This window comes from Bradyrhizobium sp. 17 (assembly GCF_023073515.1).
Lineage (GTDB): Bacteria > Pseudomonadota > Alphaproteobacteria > Rhizobiales > Xanthobacteraceae > Bradyrhizobium > Bradyrhizobium canariense_D.
Genome location: NZ_JADPJQ010000130.1, coordinates 373548 through 391354 on the forward strand (window position 1 = coordinate 373548; position 17807 = coordinate 391354).

Annotated in this window: 11 protein-coding genes; 7 read left to right on the forward strand and 4 right to left on the reverse strand. The window is 64.4% G+C overall.

Annotation, left to right across the window (positions count from 1 at the left end):
• Nucleotides 1-42: 42 nt before the first annotated feature.
• Genes IVB13_RS38040 through lptF form a run of 3 tightly spaced genes read right to left on the reverse strand, consistent with a single transcriptional unit; the run spans nucleotide 43 to nucleotide 4795 of the window.
• Nucleotides 43-2532, reverse strand: coding sequence for an LPS-assembly protein LptD (locus IVB13_RS38040; protein WP_026233733.1), 2490 nt, complete (start codon nucleotides 2530-2532; stop codon nucleotides 43-45).
• Complete coding sequence (gene lptG, locus IVB13_RS38045; RefSeq protein WP_018459094.1) at nucleotides 2532-3629, reverse strand: LPS export ABC transporter permease LptG; 1098 nt, start codon at nucleotides 3627-3629, stop codon at nucleotides 2532-2534. The genes IVB13_RS38040 and lptG overlap by 1 nt, the downstream gene beginning before the upstream one ends.
• On the reverse strand, nucleotides 3626-4795 hold the full coding sequence (gene lptF, locus IVB13_RS38050) for an LPS export ABC transporter permease LptF (RefSeq protein ID WP_018459093.1): 1170 nt from the start codon (nucleotides 4793-4795) through the stop codon (nucleotides 3626-3628). The genes lptG and lptF overlap by 4 nt, the downstream gene beginning before the upstream one ends.
• 340 nt (nucleotides 4796-5135) lie before the next feature.
• Here lptF and IVB13_RS38055 point away from each other — a divergent pair, with 340 nt between their 5' ends.
• From IVB13_RS38055 to IVB13_RS38085, 7 genes are all read left to right on the forward strand, one after another.
• Entirely contained in the window at nucleotides 5136-6635 is a 1500-nt protein-coding gene (locus IVB13_RS38055; protein ID WP_247492586.1) for a leucyl aminopeptidase, read from the forward strand.
• A 6-nt stretch (nucleotides 6636-6641) separates the two neighbouring features.
• Complete coding sequence (locus IVB13_RS38060) at nucleotides 6642-7094, forward strand: DNA polymerase III subunit chi (RefSeq protein WP_204510997.1); 453 nt, start codon at nucleotides 6642-6644, stop codon at nucleotides 7092-7094.
• A 166-nt stretch (nucleotides 7095-7260) separates the two neighbouring features.
• On the forward strand, nucleotides 7261-7752 hold the full coding sequence (locus tag IVB13_RS38065; RefSeq protein WP_018459090.1) for a hypothetical protein: 492 nt from the start codon (nucleotides 7261-7263) through the stop codon (nucleotides 7750-7752).
• Nucleotides 7753-8192: 440 nt separating this feature from the next.
• Nucleotides 8193-11039: a calcium-binding protein gene (locus IVB13_RS38070; RefSeq protein ID WP_247453846.1), complete on the forward strand. Its 2847-nt coding sequence runs from the start codon at nucleotides 8193-8195 to the stop codon at nucleotides 11037-11039.
• A 29-nt stretch (nucleotides 11040-11068) separates the two neighbouring features.
• Nucleotides 11069-13201 (forward strand): type I secretion system permease/ATPase, encoded by a 2133-nt coding sequence (locus IVB13_RS38075; RefSeq protein ID WP_247368731.1) that lies wholly within the window; start codon nucleotides 11069-11071, stop codon nucleotides 13199-13201.
• On the forward strand, nucleotides 13188-14642 hold the full coding sequence (locus tag IVB13_RS38080; RefSeq protein ID WP_247368728.1) for an HlyD family type I secretion periplasmic adaptor subunit: 1455 nt from the start codon (nucleotides 13188-13190) through the stop codon (nucleotides 14640-14642). The genes IVB13_RS38075 and IVB13_RS38080 overlap by 14 nt, the downstream gene beginning before the upstream one ends.
• A gap of 167 nt (nucleotides 14643-14809) precedes the next feature.
• Entirely contained in the window at nucleotides 14810-15775 is a 966-nt protein-coding gene (locus IVB13_RS38085; protein ID WP_204511001.1) for a tripartite tricarboxylate transporter substrate-binding protein, read from the forward strand.
• A 159-nt stretch (nucleotides 15776-15934) separates the two neighbouring features.
• Here the strand turns inward: IVB13_RS38085 and IVB13_RS38090 are convergent, their stop codons facing one another.
• Complete coding sequence (locus IVB13_RS38090; protein ID WP_247492588.1) at nucleotides 15935-17797, reverse strand: ABC-F family ATP-binding cassette domain-containing protein; 1863 nt, start codon at nucleotides 17795-17797, stop codon at nucleotides 15935-15937.
• Between the last annotated feature and the right edge of the window lie 10 nt (nucleotides 17798-17807).

The window sequence follows — 17807 nt, forward strand, 5'->3', positions numbered from 1 at the left end:
GAACCTGCGATCGGGAACACGCGGCCGGCACCTTCAAACCGTTCACTGGAGTCCGCCGCCGGAACTGCTGGTGGTCGCTGTGTTCGCCAGCGTGCGCAGGCCGATCTGGAACATGATCGCGTGGTTCAGCACGGGCGGGGTCGAGCCTGCGGAATAGCTATACGCCGTTACATAGTTCAAGCCGAGCACAAAACAATCGTCGACGTAGCCGGCACCGAGCACATACTGGTTGATCTTGTTGGCCTCAAGGTCCCAGCGCGCCGAGCCCGTGACCACCCAATTGGCCGCGAGCTTGATCGAGCCTGACGTCAGGATGCCCTCGCGGCGGGTTAGATAGCCGAGTTCCGGCTGCGCCGCGTAATTGCCGTACAGCATGCTGACTGACCAGCGGTTGAAGTTGGCGCGGCCTTCCGCCTCGAAGCGCTGCACGTTCCAGGTCTGCTCGTCCATGCGCGAGCGAACGCTGAACGTATAGGTGCTGTTGGGCGAATAGGCGGCGCTCGCCACATAGTCGGAGCGCGGCCTTTGCAGGCCGGAATCCACGCCGGTATTGATGGAGTCCTGGACCGCGAAGGAGTTCATGCCGAACAGCTGGTAGGACTGGCCGAACAGCGTCTTGATGGCTCCGCCCCTGTCGAACTGCGTGGTGGACTGCACGCCGACATTGGCGCGGCCGCCGCCCTCGACACGGTCGTAGCCGGAGAACTTGTCGACGCTGAACAGGTTCGAGGCGTCGAACACCATGCTCTGCGCGTCCTCGTTGGGGAGCTTGCCGGCATAGGTCTCGTTCGGCCGGATGATGATCTGCGCGATCGGCTCGATGGTGGTCGAACCCCAGGGCTGAACGTTGATGAAGGGGTAGCGGTATTCGAGGCCCACGGTCGGCATCAGGCGGAGCGCCTGGGTGTCGCCAACGGGCAAATAATTCGACACGCCCGGCTGGTTGGAGACCGAGGAGTTGATCGCGTCGGCGCGGAGAATGGCGAACGGCGTCCAGATTTCACCGAACGGATCGGTGAAGGACTTGCGCCACTGCGCTTCCGCCGTTAGGCGGGTGTAGGTACCCGGGAAGCCGCGCAGCAGGCACTGCGACGGCGTCCGCGCGAGCGGATCGGCCGACACCGTCGTGCACAGGCTGTTGGTGTTGGCGAGCGTCGTGATCGGATCGAACACCGCGGTGTCACGCGACAGGTTCACGAAATTGGTCTTGTAGCTGAACTCGCCGCCGAAGACCGGATAGTTCAGCACGTTCGAGTAGTCGATCACGGGGTAGACGACCGGCACCTGGTTCTGGTTGCCCGAGTAACTCAGCCAGTACATCGTGCGCGCGTCGAAGAAGCTGCGATTGCCGACACCGGTCAGGTAAAGCTGCGAGAGTGCATCCGTCGGCAGATACAGGAACGAGCCCAGCGGATCGCGATATTGCGACAACCGATAGTCCGAGAAGAAATAATAGTCGGACATCAGGACACCGTCCCAACCCCAGACCCATTTGTCGTTCAGCGCGAACTGACCCTTGGTGTCGACGGCGCCGCGGAACTGCTTGTCGCCGGGCTGGCCCGCGAGCGCGCTCCGATCGAGCTGGTCGATGCCGTAGACGCGGATCTGATAGGCGCCGTCCATCAGGCGCTGGCGGAATTCGGCCTGGAACAGCACGCCCTGCCTGGACGTGATGCGCGGGTTGAAGGTGGCGTCCATGTCGGGCGCGATCGCCCAGTAGAACGGAACCTCGACGCCGTAGCCGAACGGCGTATTCGACGTGAAGCCCGGCATCAGGAAGCCGGTCTTGCGCTTCACGGTCGGGTCGGGCGTCGAGAAATAGGGCATATAGGCGATCGGCACGCCGAAGAATTCGAGCTGCGCCGTCTCGAAATACAGCATCTTCTCCTGCTGGTCGTGGATGATGCGCGCACCCTTGACCTGCCAGAGCGGCGGCTTCTTCGGATCGTCCTTGCACGGCGCGCAGGCCGTGTAGACGCCGTTCTCGAACACCGTGTAGTTGCCGCTGGAGCGATCGGAGCGGCTCGCCGCCATGCGGGTCTGGTCGGCCGTATCAACGCGCAGCGAATCGACGAAGCCGTCACGGTAGTCGTCGGACAGGTCCAGGATCTCGGCATAGGTGATCTTGCCGTCGGCATCCGTCATACGGATGTTGCCTTCGGCATGGAGCCGCTTGGTCTTCTGGTCGTAGATGACCTTGTCGGCCTCGACGCTGGTGCCGTTGTAGAACAGCTGGACGTTACCGACCGCGGAGACGCGCGAATTGTTGTAGTCGTAATCGACCTCGGTCGCCTGAACCAGCATCTGGTTGTCGTTGACGGCCTTCGGCGGCTTCGCACGCGGCGGCAGCGGATTGTAGGTGAAGCTCTGGGCGGAGGCCGGCGTCACGGCGGCAACGTCCATCACGCCACCGAGCGATGCCACGGCGGCGACAGCAAGCAGGAATCTGCGAATGGACAAGCCACACCCGTTCGCGCGCACCAATGTGCGCCGCGTCAAACGAGACACGGGCCCTCGGTGGACGGCCGTCACTATCCGTCCTCCTGATACAGCAAGGCCAAAAAGCCGGTGAGGCCGCCCACCACCACGGGCAACCACGCCGCAGCGATCGGATGCATCAACTCAGCCTTGCTCAAATCTTCAGTCACTTTCGACAGAACGTAGAGCAGAAAGCCTGCGCCCACGCCACTCAAAACCATCTTCTGCACGCCGCCCATCCGGAAGAAGCGCAACGACACGGAGGCCGCGAGCATCACCATGGCTGCAAGCAAAAACGGCTGTGCCAGAAGCTTCTGATACTGGAGTCGGTATCCGGCTGTCGCGAAGCCCGAGCTTTCGGATGAGCGGATGTAGCTCGGTAGTTGCCAAAAGGACACAGTCTCGGGTGTGGAAAAGCTGTTGCGGACCTGGGCCTCGGTCAGCGTGGTCGGAATCTCCAGGCTGGCCTGATCGACCGGCGGCGAATCCAGCGAGAAGCGGCGGACGCCCTTGAACAGCCAACGGCCGGCCTCGAGCGTCGCCTCGCGCGCCTCGACCCGTTCCTTGAAGTGCTGCTCTGTGTCAAACCGGAACAGCGTGAGTCCGGTGAGCCGGATACCCTGCTGCTCGCTGCGCGCCGCATTGATGATCGTCTCGCCGTCGCTGGTCTTCTGGTTGAGCCAGAAGCCGGAGGCGTCCTGAATGCCGCCGCCGGGCGCCGAGCCGAACAGCTCGGCTTCCATGCGCTTGGACAGCTCGCGCAGATTGGCCGACATCGGATTGTAGGCGACGGTGGCGATCACGCCGATCAGGAGCGCGCTGCCGAGCGCCGGCGAGATGAATTGCCATGCGGAGACGCCGGCGGCGCGCGCGACGACGAGCTCGAGCCGGCGGGAGAGGGCGAGATAGCAGGTCATGGCGCCGATCAGCATGCAGAACGGCGTCAGCTTCTCCAAAAGCTGCGGCACGCGGAACAGCGAGGTCTCGGCCACCATGACTGCGGAGGCGGATGCGAGCCCTGAGGTCTTGCGCACCATCTCGATGTAATCGACCAGCACCAGCAGCAGGAAAATGCCGGCGAACACGCCGAGCGCCGCGACCACGAAACGGCCGGCGAAATAGCGCCCGAGTGTGTTGGTGAGCATGCTCATGCGGTGGCCGGCCGTCCGAACAGCCGCGCGATGCGCGCGTTCGACCTGTTGATGGCCTCCATGAGGCGCGGCGGCGGTTCGACCACAAGGCCGCCAATGATGATCGCCAGCCCGACGCCGATGGCACCAATGACCATGGCATATTGGACCAGCACCGCGCCCGGCGATTTCACCGCCATCACCGAGCAGGCGAAGCCGGCCATGCGCAGGCCGAACACGGCAAGGATCGAGGAGCCGATCGAGAAATTGCGGCTCTGGCGCGTGGTGCGAGGCGCACCCAGAAACGCAAAGGTCAGCACGGCAAAGGCGAAGGGATAGATCGGCGCCAGCAGGCTGTCATGCAGGGCCGAGCGGAACTGGCCGGGAATCTGCTTGTAGACGGGATCGTCCTCGGACGGCGAGAGCAACTCCCAGAGATAACGCTCGCGGATGCCGAGGGTGACGTCGCGGCCCTGGCCCGAGAACTTGGACATGTCGAAGCCGTAGCGGCCGAACGCCACCAGCGCGGGATCGCGCTTGCCGGCCTCGAAACGCTGGAGATTGCCGGTCTCCAGCACCAGGAACGATCCGGTCTCGTTCTTCACGACTTCGCCGTGCTCGGCGACGATCGAGACCCGCTCGTTCGGATCGCGGCGGTCGTCGATGAAGATGCCGGCGAGGATGCCGCCGGGCTGGCGTTCGCGAATCCGGATCGTCAGGTTCTTGTCGAGCTGGGCGAAGCGGCCGGGCTGCAGGATGTTGGTGAGCACGTCGGCGGTGATCTCGGCGTCCCACTGCTTGATCCGCCGCATGCCGTCGGGAGCGAGATAGGCCGCGATGAAGGCGACCAGCAGCGCCACCACGCAGGTGGCGTAGAAGAACGGATAGAACAGCCGGAATGGCGAGAAGCCGGCGGCATTCATCACGATGATCTCGGAATCGGTCGCGAGCTTGTTCAGCGTATGCGAGATCGCGATCATCAGCGCGATCGGCGAGATGATCAGGACCAGCGCGGGCACGACGAGGCTGGTGATCCCGAGGAAGGTCAGGATGGTCTGACCCTGGCTCGTCATCAGGTCGATGCCGCGCAACGCTTGCGTAATCCAGATCACGCCCGTGAGGCTGACCAGGACCAGCGCAAACGACGCGAGCGTCGTGCGGAAGATATACCTATCGATTGACCCCATGCGCTACCGCACGAATCCCACCAAGTCCCCAATGCCGGCCGGAATTCCGGCTGTCCAACCAATCCCCGCAAGGGGATCCCCAAGGTCGGCCAACCATCTCATCCGCCGGCTTACTCTCTCAGTACCATCCCTTTGATCCGTCAACAAAATGGCTGCCCCGTGGCACCCTCAATATATGGTTAATATTTCCCTCGTTGTGGCCCCTCGGCCACGGGGGGTGCTTGGCATCTGCCGGGCCGGTGGCCCATAGTGCGGGACGCTCAGTGAATCGCCGTTCAGCTCCGGCCCGTGGCCGGGACCGCCGATCGGTAAAAAGCGCAATGTTTTTGAGGAGTTACTCATGTCCGATGCCATTAAGGTCGGCTTCGTTCCATTGTCTGCCGCCGCCCGTGGCATCATGGTCGTGTTCTGCGACGACAGCCTGAAGCTCGGCCCGGCGACCGCCAAGGCGCTCGGCGGGGCCACCGAACTCGTGAAGCGGGCGGCCACCGCCGCCGCCTTCAAGGGCAAAAGCGGCGCGGCGCTCGACATCCTTGCGCCCGAAGGCGTGAAGGCCACCCGCCTGATCGTGATCGGCGCCGGCCAGGCGACCGGTCTGAAGGCGAACGACTTCCTCAAATTCGGCGGCGTGGCGGCGAGCAAGCTTCCGGCCGGGGCGGCGGCCATGACTATCATGGCGGAACTTCCAAACGGCGCCATGACCAGCGAGCAGGCGGTCGCGATCGCCTCGGGCCTGCGGCTGCGCACCTACAACTTCGACCGTTACAAGACCAGGAAGAAGGATGGCGAGGAGGGCGGCACGCGCGCCGACGTCTCGTTTGCGGTCGGCGACGTGGTCGCCGCGAAGAAGGCGTTTACATCGGCGGCTGCGATCGTGGACGGCGTGATCATTGCGCGCGACCTCGTCAACGAGCCGCCGAACGTGCTTTTTCCCGAGGAGTTCGCGCGCCGCGCAGGCCTGCTCCGCAAGCTCGGCGTCAAGATCGAGGTCCTCGACGTCAAGGCCATGGACAAGCTCGGCATGGGCGCTCTGCTCGGCGTCGGCCAGGGCTCGGCGCGGCCGAGCCGCACCGTGATCATGCGTTGGGACGGCGGCAAGAAAGGTGAGGCGCCGGTTGCCTTCGTCGGCAAGGGCGTCTGCTTCGACACCGGCGGCATTTCGATCAAGCCGGCCGGCAGCATGGAGGACATGAAGGGCGACATGGGAGGCGCTGCCTGCGTCGTCGGCCTGATGCATGCGCTCGCGGCCCGCAAGGCCAAGGTCAACGTCGTCGGCGCCATCGGCCTGGTCGAGAACATGCCGGACGGCAACGCGCAGCGCCCAGGCGACATCGTCACCTCGATGTCGGGCCAGACCATCGAGATCATCAACACCGACGCGGAAGGCCGCCTGGTGCTTGCCGATGTGCTCTGGTACGTCGCCAAGAAAACCAAGCCGAAATTCATGGTGGATCTGGCGACGTTGACCGGCGCCATCGTGGTCGCGCTCGGCACCGAGCATGCCGGCATGTTCTCCAACAATGACGAGCTTGCCGAGCGGCTGCTGGCGGCCGGCATCGAGAGCGGCGAGAAGGTCTGGCGCCTGCCGCTTGGCCCTGAATACGACAAGCTGATCGATTCCCAGTTCGCCGACATGAAGAACACCGGCGGCCGCCATGGCGGCTCGATCACCGCGGCGCAGTTCCTCCAGCGCTTCGTGGATGGCACGCCCTGGGCGCATCTCGACATCGCTGGGACCGCCATGGGCGCGCCGAAGACCGACATCAACCAGAGCTGGGGAAGCGGCTATGGCGTTCGCTTGCTCGACCGTCTGGTCGCAGATCACTACGAGCGCAAATGACCCGAGATGACTGAAGTCCTCTTCTACCATCTGCAAAACATGACGGTGGAGAACGTGTTGCCGCCGCTTCTCGAGAAATCGCTCGAGCGCGGCTGGCGCGTCGTTGTGCAGTCGAATTCGCCGGAGCGCGCCGATGCGCTCGACGCCCATTTGTGGACCTATCGCGACGATTCCTTCCTGCCGCACGCGACATGGCGGGTGAGCGACGCTGCCGATCAGCCGATCGTGCTGGCGGTCGAGGAGGACAATCCGAACGGTGCCAATGTCCGCTTCCTCGTCGACAACGCCGCGCTGCCGCAGGACGCGCAGGCCTATGAGCGCATGGTGCTGCTGTTCGACGGCGACGATCCGGACGCGCTTGCGTTCGCCCGCAGCGCCTGGACGGATTGCAAGGCGCGGGGATTTGATGTCACTTATTGGCAGGCTGACGAGCGGGGCCGGTGGCAGAAGCGGAATTAGCGGTCGCTCGCAATTAATGATAATTTGCACTTTTCGGGTGATGATGGCTTTTGTCACCTTCGTGCCGCAAAGTGATGTTGCTACAATTGCTTAGGGCCGATCCTTCACTCGGGGATTTTAGTTTATCGTGCGACATCAAAAGCTTCCCAGCTCGCTCATAATTGCGTTGGCGGCCGTAGCCCCGCTGGTTGCGGGCTGTTCGGGCGGGACCGATCTGTTGTCCAGGGATGCCCAGTGGTTCAACACGCCCAGCCGCCTGTTCATCAAAAGCATCTCGATTGAGTCGCCGCCGCTGACCCCCGACAAGCCGGTTGGGGCCGAGGATCTGGTCAGCGCCGACGGGGCTTGTGCCGGCATGGCGCCGCCGCCCGGGCCGGCTGATGCGAATGCGTCGACGACCGCGCCGGCTCCCATGGGCGGCACCGTCGCGCTCGGCCACACCGAATGCGATGTGGTGCGCGGCATCGGCGCGCCCTCGAGCGTCAACCTCTCCGGTGATGCCGCCGGCAGGCGCGTTGCGGTCGTGACCTGGACGACCGGTCCGCGCGCTGGCATCTATACCTTCACGGCCGGTCGCCTGTCCTCGATCGAGGGCACGCCGGAGGCGCCGGTCATGCCGAAGGCGACCAAGCCGAAGCCGAAGAAGAAGTCGGCGTAACACGGGTCGACCTTTTGGCCTGAAGCTGGTTGCGGCTGTCGATGCGATCAGCCGCGCACTCCTATCCCCATCATCAAGCGGCTTTGCATTCCTTGATCGCGGTGGCCGAGGCGTGAACCGTGATCTCTCCCGTTCGCGCTCGCCGGCGATCTTGTTCGCGAGTTTCGACATCGCGGATGCCGACCTTCGCCCAAAGTGCCTTCATTGCCTCGAGCTGCGTTCTTCCGCGCGCGTTGAAAATCACGGGGGCGTTACGCGTGATCCGTGATCAGGCGGTTCGTGATGAGCAAGCCTTCGCATCCGCTGTCGGAAACTGCCCCGAAGCAAAACTGGAGGAAATCTCCAGAATAATCACGCGCGTCTCAAGCAACGGTTCAAGAATGTCATGTGCGCGAATGCTACGCGTCGAAGGGAGGGGCTAGGTCGGAAGGATCATTTGGATGTCCATTACCTCTGTGTTTTCCCCGGTTACGGGGCAACTCATCATTTTCGCCGACAGCGCGAATAACGGCCTCGTGATAAGTCGCGACAAGTCGGGCCGCATCCTGGTTGATAACGGGCACGTGAAAACGGTTGGTGGCGAACCCACGGTCGACAACACCACCGCGATCGACATCTTCGGTCAAGGCGGTGACGACACGATCACCGTCGACGAATGCCACGGACCGATGCCGGCGGTGCACATCTTCGGCGGCGACGGCAATGACAGGATCACGGGCGGCTCGGGAGCCGACCTCCTGTTTGGTCAGGCCGGCAACGATTTGATCAAGGGCGGCGGCGGCAACGATCTGCTGTTCGGCGGAGCGGGTAACGACGTCCTGGACGGCGGCAGCGGCGACAACCAGCTGTTCGGCGAGGCCGGCGACGACGTCATGATCTGGAATCCCGGCGGCGGCACCAACCTGTTCGAAGGTGGTGAGGGCAACGATACGGCTCAGGTCAACGGAAACAACGCCGCCGAGACGTTCACAATCACGGCGAACGGCACCCGCGTGCGGCTCGACGGGACGGGCGCGGCGCCGTTTTCGCTCGACATCGGCACGACTGAAAATCTCGTCTTGCACAGCGGCGGCGGCGACGATGTCATCACCGCGGGCAATGGGCTCGGCAGCCTGATCTCGCTGACGCTCGATGGCGGCGCCGGCAACGACCGGATCATCGGCGGCGACGGCAACGACCTCATCATCGGCGGCAGCGGCGACGACATCGTCAATGGCGGACGCGGCAACGACGTCGCCCAGCTCGGGAGTGGCGACGACACTTTCATCTGGAATCCCGGTGACGGCAGCGACACGGTCGAGGGCGGCTCGGGCAGCGACAAGCTGCTTTTCAATGGCGCTAACATCAACGAGACCATCAACATCTCGGCCAATGGCGGCCGGGTGCGCTTCACCCGCGATGTCGCCAACATCACGATGGATCTCAACAGCGTCGAGCAGATCGAATTCGATGCGCGTGGCGGCGCCGACAACATCACCGTCGGCGACCTCACCCGGACCGGCGTCAAGCAGGTGCTGGTTGATCTCGGAGCCGTTCCGGGAGGGACGCAAGGCGACGGCGCTGCTGATACGGTGACCGTCAACGGCAGCAACGGCAATCAGCACATCGAGGTCACAGCCGCGGGCACAACGGTCACGGTCACGGGGCTGCCGGAGGTCGTGACGATCGCAAATGCAGAGGCCGGCAACGACCGGCTGGTCGTGCAGGCGCTCGGCGGCAACGACGTGATCGATGCATCCACGCTCGGCGCGGCGATCGGGCTGACCATCGACGGCGGTGCGGGCAACGACACCATCACCGGCAGCCAGGGAGCCGACACCCTGATCGGCGGCGACGGCAACGACAAGGTCATCGGCGGCCGCGGCAATGACGTCGCGCTTCTCGGCGCAGGCGACGACATCTTCACGTGGAATCCCGGTGACGGCAGCGACACTGTCGAAGGCGGCACGGGAACCGATACGCTGGTGTTCAACGGCGCCAATGTGGCCGAGACCATGTCGATCTCGGCGAACGGAAGCCGTGCGCTACTCACCCGTGACGTCGGTGCTATCGTCATGGACCTCGCCGGCGTCGAGCACGTGCAGATCGCGGCGGCAGGCGGCGCCGACAACATCACCGTCAACGATCTGACCGGGACAGGAATCACGCAGGTTGCCATCGACCTCAGTGCCGGCCCCGGCAGCCAGAGCGGCGATGCCGCGGCGGACCGCGTGACCGCGAACGGCACGACCGGTGACGACAACATATCGGTCGTGACCGCCGGCGGATCGATCGTGGTCAACGGCCTCGCTGCGCAGGTGACGATTGCGCATGCGGACGCCGGTGATGTGCTCGGCATCAACGGCGGCCAAGGCAATGATGTCATCGATGCGTCTTCCATCAAGGCGGGACAGTTGTTCAGCCTCAACATCAATGGCGGCGACGGCAACGACACCATCACAGGCAGTGCCGGCAATGACATTGTGAACGGCGGACGCGGCAACGATTTCGCCAATCTCGGTGCGGGCGACGACACCTTCGTCTGGAACCCCGGCGACGGCAGCGATACCGTCGAAGGCGGGAAGGGCACCGACACTCTGGCATTCAACGGCGCCAATATCAGCGAGAACATCAACATCTCGGCCAATGGCGGCCGGGTGCTGTTCACGCGAGATGTTGCCGCCATTGCGGTGGACCTGAACGGGGTCGAACATGTCGACTTCAATGCTCTCGGCGGTGCCGACAACATTACGGTCGGTGACCTCTCCGGCACCGGCGTCAGCCAGGTCGACCTCGATCTCGGCGCCAATGACGGCGCCGCGGATACCGTGACCATCAACGCAACCGGCGGCAACGACGTCATCACGGTGACCGAGCACGACGGCATCATCACGGTGTCGGGGCTTGGCCAGGACATCAACATTACCGATGCCGGCGCGGGCGACAGGATCGTCATCAACGGTCTCGATGGCGACGACGTCATCACGGCCTCCGGTCTGCACGGCGGCATCCAGCTCGTTGCCAATGGCGGCAACGGCGACGACGTGCTGATCGGCAGCCCCGGCAACGACACGCTGGCAGGTGGTGCCGGTGATGACGTGCTGATCGGCGGCGGGGGCCTCGACGTCCTCGACGGCGGCACCGGCAACAACGTCGTCATCCAGGGCGGTGCGTTCGCGGCCGCGATGCTGCTCAACCAGGCCATGGCGGCCAGCTTCGTCCCGGCAGGTGAGGGGAACGGCGAGATGCCGCTGCCCGATCCGCACGCGATGCAGAACCAGGTGCTCGCACCGCCGCAGCACGCCTGAAGCCGACTGCATCGGCCCGGAGAACGCTCATGACGACGAACGCGGTCTCCACCGATACGGGGCTCGATGCATTGCTGACACTGCTGCATCTGCAAGGTGTTGCGGCCGATCGCGAGCAGCTCAGGCACCGGCTGGGCGCGGCAAGCTTCGGCGCAGCGGATATCGTCCGCTGCGCCAGGTCTCTCGGACTTAAAGCGCGAACCTATCGAACGCAGTGGAGCCGTCTGTCGGACACCCCGCTGCCTGCGATCGCAATGCTGCGGGACGGCGGCTTCATGGTCATCGCAAAGGCCTCCGCCGATAAGGTGCTGGTGCAGTCCCCGGAGGCGCCGCGTCCGGTACTGATGGATCGCGACGAGCTGTGCGCGATCTGGGACGGCGGCTTGATCCTGATGGTTCGGCGCGCCGGCCTGTCCGACCTCGGGCGGCACTTCGATATCACCTGGTTCATCGGCGCGATCGGCAAATACCGGCGGCTGCTGGGCGAGGTGCTGGCGGCTTCGTTCTTCCTCCAGCTTTTTGCGCTGGTCTCGCCGTTGTTCTTCCAGGTCGTGATCGACAAGGTGCTGGTGCACCGCTCGCTGTCCACGCTCGACGTCCTCGTCATTGGCCTCGTCGTCGTCTCCCTGTTCGACACCGTGCTCGGGATCCTGCGCAATTACCTGTTTGCGCACACCACCAACCGCATTGACGTCGAGCTCGGGGCACGCCTGTTCCACCACCTGCTGGCGCTGCCGATGGCGTGGTTTCAGGCCAGGCGCGTCGGAGATTCCGTGGCCCGGGTCCGTGAGCTCGAGAACATCCGCAATTTCATCACCAGCTCGTCGCTGACGCTTCTCATCGACCTGGTCTTCACCTCGGTGTTCTTGGCGGTGATGTTCGCCTATTCGGCGCAGATGAGCTTCATCGTGCTGGCATCGTTCCCGTTCTACATCGCGATCTCGGCCGTGGCGACGCCGCTGTTTCGCCGCAGGCTGGACGAGAAATTCCGCCGCGGCGCCGAGAACCAGGCCTTCCTGGTCGAGAGCGTCAGCGGCATCGAAACGCTGAAGGCGATGGCGGTCGAGCCGCAGATGCAGCGCCGCTGGGAAGAGCAGCTCGCAGGCTATGTCTCCGCGAGCTTCGGTGTCACCAGCCTCGGCAACACGGCTAGCCAGCTGGTGCAGCTCGTCAGCAAGGTCGTCACCGCCGCCATTCTCTATGTCGGCGCCAGACTGGTGATCGGTGACGCATTGACCGTCGGCGAGCTCGTTGCCTTCAACATCTTCGCAGGGCGGGTGTCGGCCCCGGTGCTGCGGCTCGCGCAGGTCTGGCAGGATTTTCATCAGGCGCGACTGTCGATCGCCCGGCTCGGCGACATCCTCAACAGCGCGGCGGAGCCTGCTTACTCCGCGGCCCGCGCGGGGCTGCCGCCGATCCGGGGCAACATCCGCTTCGAGCACGTCTCTTTCCGCTACCGGCCCGATGGGCCGGAGATCCTGCACGATGTCTCATTCGACATTCCAGCCGGACAAACCGTCGGCATCGTCGGATCGTCCGGTTCGGGCAAAAGCACCTTCGCCAAGCTGGTGCAGCGTCTCTATGTACCGCAAGGCGGCCGCGTGCTGGTCGACGGAATGGATCTGATGACGACCGACCCGGCCGGACTCCGTCGGCAGATCGGAATCGTGCTCCAGGACAACATGCTGTTCAACCGGTCGGTGCGCGACAACATCGCGCTGGCCGATCCAAGCCTGCCGATGGATCGCATCATCGATGCGGCGAAGCTGGCGGGCGCGCATGATTTCATTCTGGAGCTCCCCGAGGGCTACGATACGGTGGTCGGCGAGCGCGGCTCGACGCTCTCAGGCGGGCAGCGCCAGCGCATCGCGATTGCCCGCGCACTGGTGGGCAATCCCCGGATCCTGATCTTCGACGAAGCCACCAGCGCGCTCGACTATGAAAGCGAGCGGATCATCCATGACAACATGAAGGAGATCGCGAAAGGCCGCACCGTCCTGATCATCGCGCACCGTCTGTCCACCGTCCGCGGCGCCGATCGCATCTTCACCCTGGAACGCGGCCGTCTGGTCGAGGACGGCACGCATGATGCGCTGATCAAGACCGGCGGCCGCTATGCCGCCCTGCATCGTCTCCAGGGAGGCATTTATGAGGTCGGCTAACACTGTGCCGGCCGCTCGTCCGGAGCAGACCGTGATCCCGTTCCGGAATGGAAAGGGCCGGCGCGCCGAGGAAGTCGCCTTCCTGCCGGCGGCGCTGGAAATCACGGAAACACCGCCATCGCCGATCGGCCGCGCCATCGCCCTGGCCCTCATGCTGCTTGTCTGCGCGGCGCTGGCCTGGTCGGCTTGGGGCACGATCGACATCGTGGCCTCCGCAACCGGCAAGGTCGTGTCGAGCGGGCGAAGCAAGGTGGTCCAGCCGTTCGAGACCGGCGTGGTGCGCGCCATTCACGTGCAGGACGGGCAATCGGTCAAGGCGGGCGACCTGCTGATCGAGCTCGATCCGACGGTGAACGCCGCAGAGCGCGATCGTCTGCATGACGATCTCATGGCCGAGCGGCTCAACGTCGCGCGCCTCCGCGCCGCATTGGCGGGCGGCGAAGGGGTATCCGCTGATCTCGTCGTACCAGAGGATGCCGATCCCATGCTGGTTGCGACGCAACGGCAGCTCCTCGCCAATCAGGTCAGCGAGAACAGGGCCAAGCTCGCGGCGCTGGCACGTCAGGAAGCGCAGAAGGAGGCCGAACATCAGACGATTGCGGCGACGATTCACAAGCTTGATGCGTTGCTGCCGATCACCCAGCAGCGTGTCGAGATCCGCAAGACGCTGATGGAGAAGGAGATCGGCTCGAAGCTGACCTACTATGAGACCCTCCAGCTCCAGATCGAGCAGCAGGAGGAGCTTCGCGTCCAGAGCAGCCGCTTGAAGGAGGCCGAGGCGGCCGTCGCCGCGATCGGGGAGACCCGCATCCAGGCCCTGGCCGAGTACAGGAAGAGTCTCTCCGACGAGCTGGCTAAGAGCGAACAGAAAGCCAATGGCGTCGCACGCGATCTGATCAAGGCGCAGCAGAGGACGAGGCTTCAGCAACTGACGTCGCCGGTCGACGGCGTCGTGCAGCAGCTTGCGGTCCACACCGTGGGCGGCGTGGTCACGCCCGCGCAGTCGCTGCTGGTAATCGTGCCGACCGATACGCGGCTCGAGATCGAGGCGATGATCTCCAATCGCGATATCGGATTTGTCGAGGCCGGGCAGGGTGCTGCCATCAAAATCGACACTTTCAATTTCACCCGCTACGGGCTTCTCGCAGGCCAGGTCGTGAGCGTCTCGCAGGACGCCATCATCCGCGACCGGCCGCAGGAGCGCGGGAGCGACCGTCCGCTCGCGACACAACGCGACAGCAGCGAGCCCAGCGGGCAGGAGTTGAGCTACAGCGCCCGCATCTCGCTAGATCGCACCCAGATGCAGGTGGACGACCGCCTCGTCAGCCTGTCGCCGGGAATGGCGGTGACCGTCGAGATCAGGACCGGTTCGCGCACCATCCTGAGCTACCTGCTATCGCCGCTGCAGCGCTACCGGCACGAGATCATGCGCGAGCGCTAGTTCCCGCATGATGCCGACGAAGCTTCGCGAGACGCGCTGAGAACCAATCGGGCTTTTCGGCAGCTACACCATGCCGCGGGCGCGCCACTCCTGATGAAGTCATTTTGGTGTGGCCCCGCAGCCCGGAATGCGTACATAGGAGCAAGCAAAAAAATTTGGAGGAAAGCATGCGGCTCATTGCCCTCGTATCGGCTCTGGTCCTGCCGTTTGGCGCGGCGCTCGCCCAGGACTATCCGATCAGGCCCGTCACCATGCTGGTGCCGTTCGCCGCCGGCGGACCTACGGACACGATTGCTCGCCTGACCGCGGCCGGCATGGCGAAATCGCTTGGCCAACAGGTCGTCGTCGAGAACGCGCCCGGCGCCGGTGGTACCATCGCCACGACCCGCGCCTCGCGAGCCCAGCCCGACGGATACACGCTGCTGATCCATCATGTCGGCCTCTCGACGGCCGCCACACTGTACCGCAACCTCAGCTATGACACGAAGACGGCCTTTGCGCCGATCGGGCTTGTGACCAATGCGCCGATGACCATCATCGCGCGTCCGGATTTTCCGGCCGACACGCTGAAGGAATTGATCGCCTACGCCCAACAGCAGGGCGACAAGCTGACCTATGCCAATGCCGGACTCGGCGCGGCGTCGCATCTCTGCGGCATGCTGTTCATGACAGCGATCCAGAAGCAGCTCACCGCGGTGCCCTACAAGGGCAACGGCCCCATCATGAACGACCTTCTCGGCCGGCAGATCGATCTTACCTGCGACCAGGCGACGAATACCACCGGCCCGATCATGTCGAAGCAGGTCAAGGCCTATGCGATCACCACCAAGGAGCGGCTGAAGAGCCTGCCCGATCTGCCGACCGCCGACGAGGCCGGCCTCAAAGGGTTCGAACTTGGTGTCTGGCACGGCATCTATGCCCCCAAGGGAACACCACCGGCGGTCGTTCAGAAGCTGACCGCGGCGCTCCAGTCCGCCCTTAGGGATTCCACGCTGATCGCCCGGTTCAACGACATCAACACGGAGCCGGTCCCGCAGGAGAAGGCGACGCCGGAGGCGCTGGCCGCGATGCTCGCGAGCGAAGTCGACCGTTGGGCTCCGATGATCAAGGCAGCGGGCCAATTCGCGGACTGAGCCATTCCTGCTCAATTCGTGCCGACATCGCTGCGTGAGCGGGCTAAGTCACCACGGTAAAAAACAGTCCATTCAACAGCCAATCACCGGGTAGCAAAATACCGGTACTGTGCATGGGGTTGTTTTTGCGATTTTAATGTCGGGCCGGTCGCGGAGGCGTCAGCCCGCCGCCTCGTCGAACTGCGTGCTCGCCTCGAGCCACTGCTCCTCGGCGCGCGCCAGCGCGTCGGCCGCATTGGCGCGCGCTTTCGACAGTTGCGCGGCCTGCTTGGGATCGCGGGTGAAGATGTCGGGCAGGGCCAGCGCAGTGTCGATCTTGCTGATGATCGCGCTGACGCGGGCGATCTCGGTCTCAGCTTCCGCGATACGTTTCTTCAGCGAGCCGCGATTGTCCGATCTCGGACGCTGCGGCTTCTCGCTCGGCGCGTTGCGCTCGCGCGGGGCGGGCTCGCCATTGCGCGCGGACAGCACCAGGCGGCGATATTCGTCGAGGTCGCCGTCGTAATTAGTCACGGTGCGGTCGGCGACGATCCAGAGTTGATCGGCGCAGGACTCGATCAGATAGCGATCATGCGAAACCATGATGACGGCGCCGGGGAATTCGTTGATGGCTTCCGCAAGCGCGGCGCGGCTGTCGATGTCGAGATGGTTGGTCGGCTCGTCCAGGATGATCATGTTGGGGCCGAAGAAGGTCGCCAGTCCCAGCAGGAGCCGCGCCTTCTCGCCGCCCGACAATTTTCCGACCTTGGTATCGGCCGCCTTGCCGGAAAAGCCGATCGCACCGGCGCGGGCGCGTACTTTGGCTTCCGGCGCCTCGCCCATCAGCTTGCGGACGTGGTCGTAGGTCGAGGCATCCTCGTTCAATTCGTCGAGCTGGTGCTGGGCGAAATAGGCAATCGAGAGCTTGTCGGCGCGGGTCACCTTGCCCGAGAACGGCGCGAGGCGGCCGGCGAGCAGCTTCACGAGAGTCGACTTGCCGTTGCCATTTGAGCCGAGCAGCGCGATGCGGTCGTCATTATCGACGCGCAAGGTGACGCGGTTCAGCACCGGCGTGGTCGGATCGTAGCCGACCACGACGTTGTCGGCGGCGATGATCGGCGGCGACAGGATTTTCTCGGGCGCGGGAAAGCTGATCTCGCGTACGTCCTGGGTGACCAGCGCCGTGATCGGCTTCAGCCGCTCCAGCATTTTCACACGGGACTGCGCCTGGCGGGCTTTCGAGGCCTTGGCCTTGAAACGGTCGACGAAGGCTTGCAGGCGGGCGCGTTCGGCTTCCTGGCGCTTGACCGCTTTGGCATCGAGCATCTCGCGCATGGCGCGCTGCTCCTCGAAGGAGGAGTAGGTGCCCTTGTAAAGGGTGAGCTTGCTGCGATCCAGATGCAGGATCTGGTCGACCGAGCTTTCCAGCAGGTCGCGATCATGGCTGATCACGATAACGGTGCGCGGATAATGCGCGAGGTGATCCTCGAGCCACAGCGTGCCTTCGAGGTCGAGATAGTTGGTGGGCTCGTCGAGCAGCAACAGGTCGGGAGCCGCAAACAGCGTTGCGGCGAGCGCAACGCGCATGCGCCAGCCGCCGGAGAATTCGGCGCAGGGGCGGAGCTGGTCGGCGGCGGAGAAGCCGAGACCGGAAAGGATGGCTGCGGCGCGGCTCGGCGCCGAATGCGCGTCGATGTCGACCAGCCGGGTCTGGATCTCGGCGATCTGGTGCGGGTCGGTCGCGCTCTCGGCCTCGGTGAGCAGTGCGTCGCGTTCGAGGTCGGCCTTGAGCACGACCGAGATCAGGCTCTCGGGGCCGTTCGGCGCTTCCTGCGCCAGGCTGCCGACGCGCCAGCGGGGCGGCAGGCTCACCGTGCCGTGCTCGGCGGCGAGCTCGCCGCGGATCACCTTGAACAGGGTCGATTTGCCGGTGCCGTTGCGACCGACCATGCCCACGCGGGATCCGGGCGTGATCTGCACGGAACTCTGGTCAATCAGAAGGCGTCCGGCGAGGCGGATGGAGAGGTCGGTGATGGAGAACATGCGGCCTTGT

Bases quoted from the DNA above. Each gene is read 5' to 3' on its own strand.
- lptG (WP_018459094.1), bottom strand. From the start codon at position 3,629: ATGAGCATGCTCACCAACACACTCGGGCGCTATTTCGCCGGCCGTTTC.
- lptF (WP_018459093.1), bottom strand. From the start codon at position 4,795: ATGGGGTCAATCGATAGGTATATCTTCCGCACGACGCTCGCGTCGTTT.
- IVB13_RS38055 (WP_247492586.1), top strand. From the start codon at position 5,136: ATGTCCGATGCCATTAAGGTCGGCTTCGTTCCATTGTCTGCCGCCGCC.
- IVB13_RS38060 (WP_204510997.1), top strand. From the start codon at position 6,642: ATGACTGAAGTCCTCTTCTACCATCTGCAAAACATGACGGTGGAGAAC.
- IVB13_RS38070 (WP_247453846.1), top strand. From the start codon at position 8,193: ATGTCCATTACCTCTGTGTTTTCCCCGGTTACGGGGCAACTCATCATT.
- IVB13_RS38075 (WP_247368731.1), top strand. From the start codon at position 11,069: ATGACGACGAACGCGGTCTCCACCGATACGGGGCTCGATGCATTGCTG.
- IVB13_RS38080 (WP_247368728.1), top strand. From the start codon at position 13,188: ATGAGGTCGGCTAACACTGTGCCGGCCGCTCGTCCGGAGCAGACCGTG.
- IVB13_RS38085 (WP_204511001.1), top strand. From the start codon at position 14,810: ATGCGGCTCATTGCCCTCGTATCGGCTCTGGTCCTGCCGTTTGGCGCG.
- IVB13_RS38090 (WP_247492588.1), bottom strand. From the start codon at position 17,797: ATGTTCTCCATCACCGACCTCTCCATCCGCCTCGCCGGACGCCTTCTG.